At 45.8% G+C, this 12,930-nt stretch carries 13 protein-coding genes; 6 read left to right on the top strand and 7 right to left on the bottom strand.

From position 1 onward, the window contains the following. The first annotated feature begins 157 nt into the window (after positions 1–157). The 3 genes from EXU57_RS10005 (at position 158) to EXU57_RS09995 (ending at position 4,503) form a co-directional block, all read left to right on the top strand. Entirely contained in the window at positions 158–1,357 is a 1,200-nt protein-coding gene (locus EXU57_RS10005; protein ID WP_133268064.1) for a serine hydrolase, read from the top strand. Between the two features lie 949 nt (positions 1,358–2,306). After that, the gene (locus EXU57_RS10000; RefSeq protein ID WP_207955451.1) at positions 2,307–3,401 is read left to right on the top strand and encodes a spore photoproduct lyase family protein; all 1,095 of its coding nucleotides are present in this window, start codon (positions 2,307–2,309) and stop codon (positions 3,399–3,401) included. A gap of 331 nt (positions 3,402–3,732) precedes the next feature. Beyond that, a complete protein-coding gene (locus EXU57_RS09995; RefSeq protein ID WP_133268063.1) occupies positions 3,733–4,503 on the top strand; it encodes a DUF2971 domain-containing protein in 771 nt (256 codons plus the stop codon). Here the strand turns inward: EXU57_RS09995 and pncB are convergent, their stop codons facing one another. After that, entirely contained in the window at positions 4,504–5,688 is a 1,185-nt protein-coding gene (gene pncB / locus EXU57_RS09990; RefSeq protein WP_133268062.1) for a nicotinate phosphoribosyltransferase, read from the bottom strand. It lies immediately after the preceding gene. A gap of 6 nt (positions 5,689–5,694) precedes the next feature. Here pncB and EXU57_RS09985 point away from each other — a divergent pair, with 6 nt between their 5' ends. From EXU57_RS09985 to EXU57_RS09975, 3 genes are all read left to right on the top strand, one after another. Then, positions 5,695–5,874: a hypothetical protein gene (locus EXU57_RS09985; RefSeq protein ID WP_133268061.1), complete on the top strand. Its 180-nt coding sequence runs from the start codon at positions 5,695–5,697 to the stop codon at positions 5,872–5,874. Between the two features lie 111 nt (positions 5,875–5,985). Continuing rightward, a complete protein-coding gene (locus EXU57_RS09980) occupies positions 5,986–6,546 on the top strand; it encodes a hypothetical protein (protein ID WP_133268060.1) in 561 nt (186 codons plus the stop codon). Positions 6,547–6,864: 318 nt separating this feature from the next. Beyond that, positions 6,865–7,626, top strand: a complete 762-nt coding sequence (locus EXU57_RS09975; protein WP_133268059.1) for a TerC family protein — start codon at positions 6,865–6,867, stop codon at positions 7,624–7,626. Positions 7,627–7,834: 208 nt separating this feature from the next. Here EXU57_RS09975 and EXU57_RS09970 read toward each other — a convergent pair whose 3' ends face one another. From EXU57_RS09970 to EXU57_RS09945, 6 genes are all read right to left on the bottom strand, one after another. Beyond that, entirely contained in the window at positions 7,835–8,059 is a 225-nt protein-coding gene (locus tag EXU57_RS09970; protein WP_133268058.1) for a hypothetical protein, read from the bottom strand. A gap of 167 nt (positions 8,060–8,226) precedes the next feature. Next, positions 8,227–9,492, bottom strand: a complete 1,266-nt coding sequence (preA, locus tag EXU57_RS09965; protein ID WP_133268057.1) for an NAD-dependent dihydropyrimidine dehydrogenase subunit PreA — start codon at positions 9,490–9,492, stop codon at positions 8,227–8,229. A 94-nt stretch (positions 9,493–9,586) separates the two neighbouring features. Beyond that, the gene (locus tag EXU57_RS09960) at positions 9,587–9,952 is read right to left on the bottom strand and encodes a four helix bundle protein (RefSeq protein ID WP_133268273.1); all 366 of its coding nucleotides are present in this window, start codon (positions 9,950–9,952) and stop codon (positions 9,587–9,589) included. An 86-nt stretch (positions 9,953–10,038) separates the two neighbouring features. Then, entirely contained in the window at positions 10,039–11,463 is a 1,425-nt protein-coding gene (locus EXU57_RS09955; protein WP_133268056.1) for an NAD(P)-dependent oxidoreductase, read from the bottom strand. Between the two features lie 79 nt (positions 11,464–11,542). Further along, positions 11,543–11,995, bottom strand: a complete 453-nt coding sequence (locus tag EXU57_RS09950) for a hypothetical protein (protein WP_133268055.1) — start codon at positions 11,993–11,995, stop codon at positions 11,543–11,545. A gap of 32 nt (positions 11,996–12,027) precedes the next feature. Next, positions 12,028–12,894 carry a nitrilase-related carbon-nitrogen hydrolase gene (locus EXU57_RS09945; RefSeq protein WP_207955449.1) on the bottom strand — a complete coding sequence of 289 codons (867 nt, stop codon included), beginning with the start codon at positions 12,892–12,894 and terminating at the stop codon, positions 12,028–12,030. Between the last annotated feature and the right edge of the window lie 36 nt (positions 12,895–12,930).

The following is a 12,930-nucleotide window of genomic DNA, read 5'->3' as shown; positions in this document are numbered from 1 at the left end:
TAACAGGTAAGAGGATAGGGAAGCAAGTACATCGTACCGATAGTAAACGCACACTTACCGAACGCTAATCGAACTTGTAAACCGCATTGTTGGGTCGCATCTTACACCGGGATTAAATCTCACCCCAAATCAATTAAAAACTTAAAAAATAACTACAATGACCTTAACTGCAACTGCCGAAACCGGCACTCCCGAAAGTTTAGTGATGGATACTACCGAACTCGAAGCAAAAAGCAGCTTCAGGATGCCAACACGCGAACAGTTCCAATTATCTGAGCAACTGGCCACACAAACCCTTGCCCCCGTTCTTGATTTTGAAAAACTTGCAACCATCCTGGAAAACAAACTAAAAGGCAAGGTGATCGGGTACTCCTTTGTGCTCTCTTACAAAAACAGCTACAAGGCCAGCCGTAGTGGTGGCCAGAGCCGTCAGGCGCAGGATGCACCCGCACGTAACATGACCATGGTTGACAAATACAGCATTGCAAGCGTAAGTAAAACCATTACGGCTGCAGCCTGCATGAATGCTTTGCGGACCTTTTCCAACGACATTTCAACCGCGCTCAACATGAAGGTAGCACCATTTTTACCTGAGCATTGGAGCCGTGGAGCCAATATCGATACCATCAGTTTTCGCGAGTTGCTTACACACAGCAGTGGCATTCGTACGGGTGGAAACAATTGCAGTTACCAGTCCCTAAAATCGATAATTGCAGGCGGGATTTCGTTGGCAAATAAAGGCAGAATGTACGACAACAATAATTTTGCGCTGCTTCGCCTGATCATCCCTAAAATGATGTGTTACCCGGTTACATCAATCGGCAGCAACGAAAGCATTTTTTCATTGTTGATCAAGGAGGGGCAGCAGGCAAGTGAGTTTGCCAACGCATACAAACATTATTGTCACAAGTCGGTGCTGAGCAAGCTGGAAAATGCATTCGGAACAGTAGATTGTGCCAATGCCCAGGCAAACCCGGCTTTGTATTATGCGTTTCCAAAAGGAGCCGATAAAGGGTTCAATGTAGGCGACCTCACGCTCACTTCCGGCGGACAAGGGTGGGTGATGAGCACACTCGAAATGGCCGACTTCTTCAGGAGACTTCATTATACCGAATTGATCCTGCCGAATGCAATCAGCGAGGTCATGAAAAAAGAACGGGCGGGTTACGATAACTATTCGGTTACCAACGATGGAGTGATCTTTTATTCTAAAAATGGTATCTACAACTCCGGAAATGCCGGCTACCGTTCGGTGATCATGGGCTTTGGCGACCATGTTCAAATGGCCATCATGACCAATTCAATCATCGACCTTACCGGTGTAGCCATACAGGCACACCAGGATTGGAAAGCATAAGTTTGTTTTGTTTGATTTCAGGCCGGCATACCTCGGGTGCCGGCTTTTTTTTGCTCCCGGCAGTTTCTCAGAAATCAACATCCTTGCGTCGCGCTCTTGTACCGCAACGCGTTGGGCAGCAAGGTTTATTGCATTCAATTCGTTCAAGTTTAGGAGTTGATTCGTTGAGAAGTTGAAAGATTGATCCGTGGTTGATTGATGGACTTATAAAAAGGATCATCGGACAACAACCGTTCAATATTCACCAGCCTGGCAAAATAACTACACCTCTCACGGAACAATGCAAAACTTGGAAGACCTGCGCACTTCACGTCTCATAACCCATATCCCATCTCTCAGCTCTCGCTTTACGTTCCTCGTTGTATATACCTCCCTTGTACCCACATCTTTTCGATCTTTTTTGGGTACCAGCAGTGGTTTTCAAATGGCATCATCGTCCCGATCGTTCGGGATCACTTCACCGGCGAAGTAAGGGGCATCTTTGGTCTCCTTTGCATACGTTTAATAATGTTCATGCAGGTTAACGCGAAACGGCCAGTAAATATTAGTTTTCGCTAAATGGGTGAACCTTGATCTCGCGTCTTTAAAGCCTGTTGTGTGTTATTACGGATAGTTATTTGTTGATACAGCTCATCCATATATCACCCTTTACTTGTAGTTCAGCATTCTGGCCATTTTACTTTCAATGTGCATTCTAAACCGTTAGCCTAATCAATGTCGTTTAGTATAGCCATGTGTTTAACTGTTTCGTTCAGTAATGCTATGCCGCACAAGAGTGCGACGCAACGATTTCCAATCGAAATACTACAGTCGGGTTCAAAAGAAATTTCTTAACTAGTTGACATGGACTCATAAATTCTTAATTCATAACGCTTAACTCTTAACGTGCTTTTGGCAATTCAGCAGCCTGTTTTTATAACCATTATATAGCGCCTGTTGTTATTATGATATGCTAACAGATGACCTGCAGATAACCACCACCAACCTGTCGCACCCGGTAGAAAAGCCTGGTAAACTTTGGCTCCCTGAGCGCGTTTTGTTTACGCCCGGAGCCCTCGAAGAACCTTTTGGCAAAGCCATCCTGGAACGCGTATCGAATTTGAATCTTCCTGTTGAGTTGCTTAAAACAAATCGTATCACCGGATTACGTGGGGCAACCGAACGGGAGACCTATAAGATTGCCAAAAATACCCTGGCCATTGTACAGGCGCCCCCTTCAGCTTTCAAGTTTCGGCCGATACCGCCTTCTGCAGATTTCCAGTTTAATGTTGCCGAAGGATGCCCTGCGCATTGCCAGTATTGCTACCTCGCCGGAAGTCTACAGGGACCACCTGCTATCAGGGTCTTTGCAAACCTTCCGCTCATTTTACAGCAGACGGTCAATTACCGGCTTTCCGGTAAGGTGACCTCGTTTGAAGCAAGCTGTTACACCGATCCGCTGGGTATTGAACACCTTACGGGAAGTCTCGCCCAGGCAATCAGCTTTTTTGGAAAGCAAAGCGACTGCCATCTCCGGTTTACAACCAAGTTCGATGCTGTTGACCCACTGCTCCACCTTGAGCACAATGGTCATACGCGCTGGCGGTTAAGCTTAAATGCACCAATCATTTCTCGCCGGCTCGAAGGTGGAACAACAACCATTGGCCAACGGATTACTGCTTTGCGAAAGCTTGCGCTGCCGCGTGCACAAGGGGGTGGTGCCTATCCCATAGGTGTGGTACTCGCGCCTATAATGCCCATCGAAGGTTGGCAATCGGCTTACACCGAAATGTTCGACCAGTTGCAGCAGCAGCTCGACTTTGATACCGATCTTACGTTTGAACTCATCACACATCGCTTTACGCCAGGTTCCAAAGAAGTGTTATTGGGTTGGTACCCGAATACGAAGCTCGAGATGGATGAAGAGACCCGCTCGGTAAAACGAAACAAGTTTGGCGGAAGCAAATACGTGTATACAAATGAAATGATGGCGCAACTAAAGTCGTTTTTCTACCGGGAAATCGGTACCCGGTTTCCGAAAGCTAAAATCCTGTACTGGACCTAAAGTTTACAGCCCTGTCCAGTAAAACGTGCCTGACCACATTTTTAGGTAAGATTGTAAGCAAAAAAATACTTGCAGCATTGCAGCGGTTTGGGGTTTTGTTTCTCTGGTTCTGAAAACAGGTCCAATAATGAATTTGGCAGCTTTTGTTAAAGCGCCAAATAGGATTTGCAATCCGGTTGTGCTACAACGCCTTAGTAAAGCTTTTTGCCCGGTTTGGTGGTAAGCGCTTAATGTGGAACATGTCTGCAATACTCCTCATCAAAATATCAGGATTATCTTTAATGGTTGGCACGTGATTTAGACTTAACAGGGTGTGTAAAGAGCGGAGATTATGTTTGAACAACACCCTGAATTTGACTTGCCGGAAGAAAATACAATGCTGTGGCGTTACCAGGATATTCCAAGGTACCTTGACTTGCTTTTGAAGCAGAAACTGTTTTTCAATCGTGCCGACAGGTTCGAGGATCCCTTTGAAGGCATGATCACAAAAAAGAGTAAAAACCAGATTTACCAGGAGCTTCGCAGAAAAACACTGGCGGAGGTACACCACCATACTGCGGCGATTGCCCGGGAAGAGGTGGAGCGGCTTGCCACGGAACACAATGCTATGCGGAACTCGGTAACGATCAACAGTTGGCACTGCAACAATGCCGAGAACTATGCCATGTGGAACATCTATGCCAAAGGCAACTATGGTGTGGCTATTCAAACTACCTGCAAGCGGCTGATTGAGGCGTTTAAGTCAACTGACAAGTCCATCCACATCGGCAAGGTTAATTACTACGACGAAAAGGCCGAACCTATTCCCTTTGGCAATTCGCTTATCCCATTTCTAAGAAAACGGTCGCTTTACGAATATGAAAACGAGGTTCGCTGTTGTTATGTAATTTCTGATGAAGACGATGAAGAGATTTGTTGGGAAGAACAGGGTATTTATTCCGGTGTATTTATCAATGCCGATCTCAACGTGTTGATTGATAAAATTTACATCTCGCCATACTCCCCGAAATGGATAGCAGAAATCATTGCCGGCATTAATGAAAAATTTCACATTAACAAACCCATTGTTCACTCAAGTGTTTTCTACTCTGTCGATTACTAATCAGGTTAGTTGAAGGAGTTGTTTCGCAAGACCGATCATGGCGGGATCGCCGGTATATTTTCCAGTCTCGTCGGATAACTTTACGACTGGTATCCAGGTATTCTTTTCAGGAAATGCTTCAACAAGTTTCATAACAATGTTCATGGGTTTAACACCAGCGTCGTTGGTAAAGTTGGTGCCGATGCCAAATGAAAACCCTATTTTCCCTTTACAGAATTCCGCGATAGGGATTACCTTCCCGTAATTCAGTGCATCTGAAAATATGATGGTTTTAGAGAGCGGGTTGATGCCAAGCCTTTTGTAATGCTCAATCGTTTTAGTGGCAAAACTCAGTGGATCACCGCTATCGTGCCTTACCCCATCAAAGAGCTTCCCAAACTTTTTGTCGAATGATCTAAAGAACACATCCGTGGTATACGTGTCGGATAAGGCAATGCCAAGATCTCCGCGATATACCTCAACCCAGTTTTCCAGCCCTAATGCATTGGCCAGTTTAAACCCATATTTAGCAGCATGAAACATAAACCATTCATGTGCATGGGTTCCTATCGGTTTCATCTGGTATAACATGGAAAAATGTACATTGCTTGTTCCCACAAAACTTTCACCACGATGTTGCTTCAACGCTTCCATTACGAGCCGGTGAACTTTATAGGAATGCCTTCTCCGTGTTCCAAACTCGGCGATGGTTACACCAAGCTTGTTATAGCTGATAATTTTATTCGCTGTGCGTTTGCTTACCTCTTCGTCAGGGTCCCGTGGCAGGTCGTTTAGCTCGTAATAAAGTTCAGAAACAAGCGCCAGCAGCGGCACTTCCCACAAGATGGCGCGGTACCAGTAGCCTTCCACATGTATCTGCAAATTGGTTCCTTCCTGCCTGATGTCAACTTCTGTTGGATCGTATTGATAACCTTCAAGAAGGTCGAGATAGACGGGAGATAAATAGGGGCAGTTTGACAGTAAAAATTGTTTTTCTTCTTTGCAAAGCCTCAAAGTAGCAATTGCATCAACCGCCTGCCTTAGTGCAATCCCAAACCCTGGTGGAAAGTCGTGGTTGCCACGATTAATAAAAGCATATCTGGCTTTTGCATTAGGAAACAATTGCGCAACCGCACACTGCATGGTAAACTTGTAAAAATCATTATCGAGAATCGATGTAAGGTGAACGGCTGTTTTTGGCAACATGGCTTCATGATTTCAGTGACTCCACAATGGCGAATAAACAAGCGCGTAAATATCTATGCCATCGTGCAAAAAGAAATTGGGGTAAGGGACCTATTGAAGTTCAGCCTGCGGACACGTCGTAAAGTGATCTGGCACTATAGGGATGGTAAACAGGAGAAATACGTGAGAATAGTTTCAATCCATTAAATCATATGTTCACCTGGTATGCTTCAAATATCATTTCATACGTTGACTTATTTCAAACCACCGCTGCCCGGTGCAGCTTTGCACCATCAATCAATCGAAATAAATCATATCATGAAATCGAATTTAGTTTTTACTGCTTTTCTAGTTGTTGTATTACTTACAGCGTGCGAAAAAACCGATGGCGCTGAAGATGTGCTGATCCCAAACACCCCAAAAAGCGAGGTGCCAAATGAATTAACCGGTAAATGGCAGAATGGTACGTTTGCCATGTCGAACTGGTGGTCGTATGATGGTAAACAATACCTGGGCAATCCATATACCCGCTCCACTGCTTTTAGTTTTCAAAAAAATGGCGATATGGAATTTTTTCAGGTTATTAAGACTTTTACCGGAACGTGCTCAACGGAGGGATTTACCACTTATAAGGGAACGGTCAAGTTCGACCATGCAAACCAATCCTTTACTATGTACCCGCAAAGTGGAAACTTCAGGGGATTTTACTCCTGTGCAAGCGGCAGTAATTTCAATCGGCCGGTAAAGAAAGAGGAACTTAAACCAACAACATTCTACTGGTCAACCGAAACAGATAGCAATGGTCAAAAGTGGATGGTAATTAAGTTCGATCAACAAGCAAGCTCACAGGGTACTTATTTTAAACCAGCAAACTGGTAAGTTAGTATTTGCCTTATTAGATCAGCTACGCATGCTTCAAAGGCTGCCCTTGTTAAAAGAGCAGCCTTTTTTATGCTAACCATTGATGATCTCTCCTTGTAACCATCTTCCCGGATCTGCATACAAATTACGTTGGTTCCGCAACGCCTGATATTATCCGTTGACAGCTCAACGGGTTGTTGCAACCATTTTTACGGGCGCGTCCCCCAATTGCCAGGCATTCTTTCCCCTGCCAGCGATGGAGTAGTGGCACAGAATTTTAATCCAAAACAGTTTCCTTGATTATTTTACCTACGTTGCTCAATAAATATCAATTCTATGGAATGGTTGGTGCCGCTAATTACCCTGATACTGCTTGAAGTAGTATTGGGTCTTGATAATGTGATTTTCATTTCTATCGTTGCAAACAGGCTGCCTGTTCACCAGCAGAGAAAGGCGCGGATAATGGGGTTGATCCTTGCTATGTTTTTGCGCTTGGGTTTGCTCGGGTTAATCTCATTGATCTTACAATTACAAGGGAACCTGTTTACCGTGTTTTCAATCGGAATCTCCGGCAAGGACCTTATCTTAATTGGTGGTGGACTATTCCTGATTTATAAAAGTTCCACCGAGATCCACCATAAAATGGAAGGCGAGGAGGGTGATACTTCCAAACAGATCAAAGCAACCTCATTCAAAAGTGTGATTTTTCAGATCCTCTTGCTCGACCTCGTTTTTTCCATTGACTCTATCATTACTGCTGTTGGCATGGTCGACGAATTATGGATCATGTATACCGCCGTAATTGTAACTGTGGGTATCATGCTATTTGCTGCTGAACCCATCAGCAGGTTTGTAAATAATCATCCTGCTTTTAAAATGCTTGCGCTGAGTTTCCTGCTGTTGATTGGTGTTTCGCTTATTGCAGAAGGGCTTGACTTTCATATACCGAAAGGATACATCTACTTTTCCATGGGCTTTGCCTTCCTGGTAGATGTGCTGCAAATGCGCATGGGAAAAAAATCAGGTACTCCCGTTCGTACTAAGGAGCACTATGTGCCTGAAGATCTGGAAGCAGTAAAGGACAGTAAGCCAGTGTAGATGAATCGCTGATTATGGTGTTTGAAAGAGATTGTGGAGCAGTGGAAGCCAGGAGTCTTGTTGCTGATAATTACGGGATCGGACAACCGCCCACTTAATCCCGGGTTGTACGAGGGGAGATTAATTGTACGTATCGTTTGTGACACCATGAAGAAGGCGCTGCGTCGCTGTCATTGTCTTATCAATGTGCACCACGTTCGGCAGGCAATCAGTTGAGCCTGGTTTTATAGTTGCCTCTTACGTGCTGGTTGATATAGGTCGTTAGTCCTTGTCCCTTTTCTGCTAATCGCAGCATCTCCCTGATGTGGGTTTTTCCGGGTGCGCTGCTATCGTACAGGTATTTGCTGCCGTCGACAAATTGGAGGATAATGCCATTGGGCACCACATCGTAGGCGTATACACCCACGTTGCCAGAACCTTTGTACCGCTTCATGTCTTGTACTTTCTTCAGCGAACCCTGCAAATATTGTACGCTTTTCAGCAAAGCCACGACGAAGAGTCAATAACACAAATGTTAACAAGGGCGTATCCCAGTTAAGCATTCACATATATTCAACCTCCGGGGTTAACATCATCGTAAATGCTTTTGTCGCTTCGGTCTTAGTGATCATTCAATGGCAAACCCAGCTGTTGGTAGTCTTTCCAGTTTAGATATTCGGGTGCTACCCTGTGCTCGACCATAGTTATACAGTTGGTAACCGGGCAAATCAACTGGCATAGGTTGCAGCCTACACATTCCTCTTCTTTGATGGTGTACTTGTTATATGGCTTGCCGTACTCGAGCGCTATCGACTGGTGAGAAGCATCTTCGCAGGCGATATAGCAAAGGCCGCAGTGAATACACTTGTCCTGGTTGATGTTGGCGATGTGGTGATAGTTGATGTCGAGGTCTTCCCATTGCGTAAGGGTTGGAACGCTTTTGCCGATGAAGTCCGTCGTGGTTTCAAAACCTTTTTCTTCCATCCAGTTGCGCATGCCATCGCAAAGGTCTTCGATGATGCGAAAGCCATGTTTCATAGCGGCAGTGCACACCTGTACGCTGGTACTGCCCAATAGCATAAACTCGACCGCATCTTTCCACGTGCTGATACCACCGATACCCGAAACAGGAACTTTTCGGGTAACCGGGTTCTGGCTGATTGTTGCAAGAAACTTTAGTGCAATCGGTTTTACAGCGGGGCCACAGTAGCCCCCGAAAACGCTTTTGCCTGCAACATAGGGGTTCGGGACAAAGGTGTCGAGATCGATGCCGGTGACCGACTGAATGGTATTGATGAGCGAAAGCGCGTTGGTGCCTGCTTCTACAACCGCCTTGCCTGCAGGAACAACGCTGTGAACATTGGGTGTAAGCTTTGTGATAACCGGGATCGTTGCTGCTTCCATCACCCATTCTACCACCATCCGCGCAATTTCGGGGTCCTGGCCCACGGCGGCGCCCATGCCACGTTCCGTCATCCCATGCGGACAACCGAAGTTGAGCTCGAGCCCGTGTGCACCCGTGTCTTCAACTTTTTTGATCAGTTCGTGCCAGCTCTTACGGTCGTTATCGGCCATAAGCGAAACAATCATTGCGCGGTCGGGGAACTCCTTTAGCACCTCACGTATTTCTTTGAGGTTGATATCCAGCGGGCGGTCGCTGATGAGCTCGATGTTGTTGAAGCCCATTACCCTGGTTCCGTTAAAGTTCACCGCCGAGTAACGGCTCGACACATTTTTTACCTGTGAACCGAGGGTTTTCCAAACTATGCCGCCCCAACCTGCTTCAAGCGCACGCAGCACATTGATTTTTTTATCTGTAGGCGGTGCACTCGCCAGCCAATAAGGGTTGGGAGAGTGGATGCCGAGAAAGTTGGTTGCGAGTGACATATTATTATGTTGAATGTTGTATGTTAAATGTTGAATGATTGTTTATGCCTAGTATAGGTTGACGTTGCCCCTGAGTCACTGGCAGATTACGTTACTACTCTTTAACTGCACCCATAGAGTCCTGTGTCGTTTTTACGATTTTGGTAAGTATATTGATGATGTGTTCGACCTGGTTCAGATGATTAGTATAGCTTAAGTCCACGAGCTTGCTTGCATTTAAAAGCTTGAGCCAATACCTCGTCTCCCGGGCTTCTTTTGACGCAATGGACATTTTACTAATAAATTCTCTTTTCGATTGTGCTGCATTCGCTTCTTCTACATTAGCTCCAATACTGGTTCCGCTTCTTAATAGTTTTTTCGACATAACAAATTCTTTATTACCTAATAGCTCCTTATACAGCTGGATAATTTGAAGAGAGAATTCAAATGTCAATTCCAGAATTTTGTTTTCTGTCTTCATTGTTAATTGTTGTTGTAAAAGAAAGTTGGCATTTGTTCCGGGGTTCCAATTCAACATTTAACATACAACATTTAACATGAAAACCGTTACAGGCGCAGGAGTTTAATGTCGGGCAGATTCCCCTTTTGGGGAGAGACCGTGCTCGCATTATAAGTCGGTTCCACGTTGCTGGCTGGAATGCCTAGAAATTCAAGAATTCCTCGTGCGCCGTCTTTGCCGGCCTGCACGGCGTCGACAACTTCTTTGCCGCCGTTGACGCAATCGCCGCCGGCAAATACTTTGGCTAGGTTCGTTCTTCCGTTGTCGGAAATGCGCACTTTTCCTTTATCGTTTTCCAACCCGTTTTGCATTACGAGATCAACAAAGGGGATCTGGCCGGTTGCTTTGATGACCATGTCGACCTCGATGGTAAAGGTTTCATTTGTTTCCACCGGTGACCGCCTTTCCGAAGCATCCGGCTTGCCAAGCTCCATAACGCTGCAAACCAGGCCTGTAACCTTTCCCCTTTTGCCAAGGATCTCTTTAGGCGCAGATAGCCAGTTGATTTTGCAACCATCCAGCAGTGCAATATCGAGTTCGTGCTGGGTACAGGGCATTTCGGCGTGGGTGCGGCGATAGACAATGCTAACTTCTGAAGCGCCCAATCGCTTCGCCTGGGTGGCGGCATCAATGGCAGTCATACCCAAGCCAATGACGGCAACCTTATCACCGACGGGAACGCTGCTGAAACCTTTGTCGCGCAACTGGTAAATAAAATCGATGGCATCAACAACTCCTTCCAATTCTTCTCCCTTGATCGCCAGCGTGCGGGTAAGTCCGACACCCATTCCGAGGTAGACCGCATCATATTTGGATTGAAGTTTTTCCAGCGACACGTTTTTGCCAAGCTCACGGTTGTACTTCACCCGAATGCCACCGATAGAAAGAATATATTCCACCTCGTCGTTACAGAATTCCGGGGTGACCTTATATGCAGCAATGCCGTAGGTCATAAGTCCGCCGCCTTTACTTTCCTTTTCATAAATAGTTACATCTATTCCTTCACGACTGAGCACGTGTGCACAACTCAGGCCCGCAGGACCAGCACCGATGATCGCAACCTTTTTACCAGTTGACGGTTTTCTTTTGAATAAGGGCCATTTGTCATGGATGGCCCGCTCAGTAGCATACCGTTGTAGTTTGGCAATCGGGATCGCCTCTTCATCCATGAGGTTGTACACACAGGCGCCTTCGCACAGTTTTTCTACCGGGCAAACTTTACCGCAGCCTGCACCAAAAATGTTCGAAGAAAAGATTGTCGTCGCCGAACCCTTTATATTTTCCGTGGAAATCTGCTTAATGAATTTTGGTATATTGATACTTGTCGGGCACATCTTCATACAAGGTGCGTCGTAACAAAACAGGCACCGGTCGGCTTCTACAAGGGCGGCATCATGCGTTTCGAAAGGTGGATGGATATCGGCAAAATTGACCGCATATTGGTCCCCGGTGAGACGGTTGTTTGTGATCATTGGGTTTAGTTTTTTCTCCGGAATACGGTTATATCGACTGAAGTTCTCCCGGGGAGTGGGTTGTTCGTATATGAGTTACTCATTCCGGCAAAGGATTCCGCTTCGCCGGCACAAGTACACTTCCATTATTATCTACAATCGTATAGCCCAGTTCGGCAAAGAGTGCTAACTCATTTTCGACTGGTAAAACAAAGGTGGTATAAGTAGCGGATAAAACCAGTTCTCCGTTTTTATCTTCCAGCAGGTATGGTTTTACCTTTTTTGTCACAAATTGCCCTGCTACCGGCCTGCCGAGGTAGTTGAGTAGCTCGGCGGGGGAGAGGCCGGGCCATTCATTTCCATTTGCCAGGTAAACCCGGGAGACATTTACCAGGGGGTGCACCGAGTTGTTAATGAATTCGAGTATCACGTAAGGAATGCCTTCCTCAGAGATCGAAGCTTTACCGCCGAGGCCATCTTCCAGGTCAGTTGTTTTTACATCCAGGTTCCTCGCTAATCTTACATTGTCAAGTTTCGCATGTCCACTATCCATTGTCATAACAATTTAAACACCTGGTAGCCGGGTTACAGTTCTACCAGTTTGCCATACGTTTCCGGTCGCCTGTCCCGGAAAAATTGCCAGGTATTCCTTACTTCTTCAATCATGTCCAGATCAAATTCGGTGACCAGTAGTTCATCCCTGTCTTCCGAAGCTTGCGCGATGATCTGACCGCGCGGATCAACGAAATAAGAACTGCCATAGAATTTTCCCAGGTTCCAGGGTTTCTCTTCTCCAACACGGTTAATACATCCCATAAAGTATCCATTTGCGGCTGCATGTGCAGGCTGTTCCAGTTTCCAAAGGTATTGACTCAAACCGGCCACCGTGGCAGATGGATTGTACACGATTTCGGCCCCGTTTAGACCCAATACCCTGGCACCATCGGGAAAGTGCCGGTCGTAACAAATGTAAACGCCGACCTTCGCGTATCTTGTTTGGAATACCGGATACCCTAAGTTACCGGGTTTAAAGAAAAACTTTTCCCAAAAGCCTGAGGTATGCGGGATATGATTCTTCCGGTATTTACCGAGGTATGAACCGTTGGCATCAATTACTGCAGCTGTATTGTACAATACGCCGGGCTGTTCTTTTTCGTACACGGGTACGATAATCACCATATTGTACTTTCGGGCATATTCCGCCAATCGTTCTGTGGTAAAACCGGGTACCGTTTCGGCTGAAGCATACCACGCTTTGTCCTGCCCCGGGCAGAAATAGGGGGTATTAAAAATCTCCTGCAAACACAATATCTGCACACCTTGCTGCCCGGCTTCTTCAATAAGCGGAATGTGTTTTTGCACCATTGCTTCTTTGATCTCTTCAATTGATCCTTCACCTTCCGAAAGCGGCAGGCTCATTTGAATAAGGCCAGATTTGATGTGTCGTGACATTTTAGTTAGTTAAGTAGATAATAAATCCCCGATTAG

The organism is Segetibacter sp. 3557_3 (assembly GCF_004354985.1).
Taxonomy (GTDB): Bacteria; Bacteroidota; Bacteroidia; order Chitinophagales; family Chitinophagaceae; genus Segetibacter.
Note: the sequence above shows the minus strand (reverse complement) of the source record. Positions and strands in the feature narration are given on the sequence as shown.

What these genes read in the sequence shown, in the direction of transcription:
- EXU57_RS09950 (WP_133268055.1), bottom strand. Translation starts at nt 11,995, where the DNA reads ATGGATAGTGGACATGCGAAACTTGACAATGTAAGATTAGCGAGGAAC.
- EXU57_RS09995 (WP_133268063.1), top strand. Translation starts at nt 3,733, where the DNA reads ATGTTTGAACAACACCCTGAATTTGACTTGCCGGAAGAAAATACAATG.
- EXU57_RS09970 (WP_133268058.1), bottom strand. Translation starts at nt 8,059, where the DNA reads ATGAAGCGGTACAAAGGTTCTGGCAACGTGGGTGTATACGCCTACGAT.
- pncB (WP_133268062.1), bottom strand. Translation starts at nt 5,688, where the DNA reads ATGTTGCCAAAAACAGCCGTTCACCTTACATCGATTCTCGATAATGAT.
- EXU57_RS10000 (WP_207955451.1), top strand. Translation starts at nt 2,307, where the DNA reads ATGCTAACAGATGACCTGCAGATAACCACCACCAACCTGTCGCACCCG.
- EXU57_RS09960 (WP_133268273.1), bottom strand. Translation starts at nt 9,952, where the DNA reads ATGAAGACAGAAAACAAAATTCTGGAATTGACATTTGAATTCTCTCTT.
- EXU57_RS09980 (WP_133268060.1), top strand. Translation starts at nt 5,986, where the DNA reads ATGAAATCGAATTTAGTTTTTACTGCTTTTCTAGTTGTTGTATTACTT.
- EXU57_RS09945 (WP_207955449.1), bottom strand. Translation starts at nt 12,894, where the DNA reads ATGTCACGACACATCAAATCTGGCCTTATTCAAATGAGCCTGCCGCTT.
- EXU57_RS09955 (WP_133268056.1), bottom strand. Translation starts at nt 11,463, where the DNA reads ATGATCACAAACAACCGTCTCACCGGGGACCAATATGCGGTCAATTTT.
- EXU57_RS09985 (WP_133268061.1), top strand. Translation starts at nt 5,695, where the DNA reads ATGATTTCAGTGACTCCACAATGGCGAATAAACAAGCGCGTAAATATC.
- EXU57_RS10005 (WP_133268064.1), top strand. Translation starts at nt 158, where the DNA reads ATGACCTTAACTGCAACTGCCGAAACCGGCACTCCCGAAAGTTTAGTG.
- EXU57_RS09975 (WP_133268059.1), top strand. Translation starts at nt 6,865, where the DNA reads ATGGAATGGTTGGTGCCGCTAATTACCCTGATACTGCTTGAAGTAGTA.
- preA (WP_133268057.1), bottom strand. Translation starts at nt 9,492, where the DNA reads ATGTCACTCGCAACCAACTTTCTCGGCATCCACTCTCCCAACCCTTAT.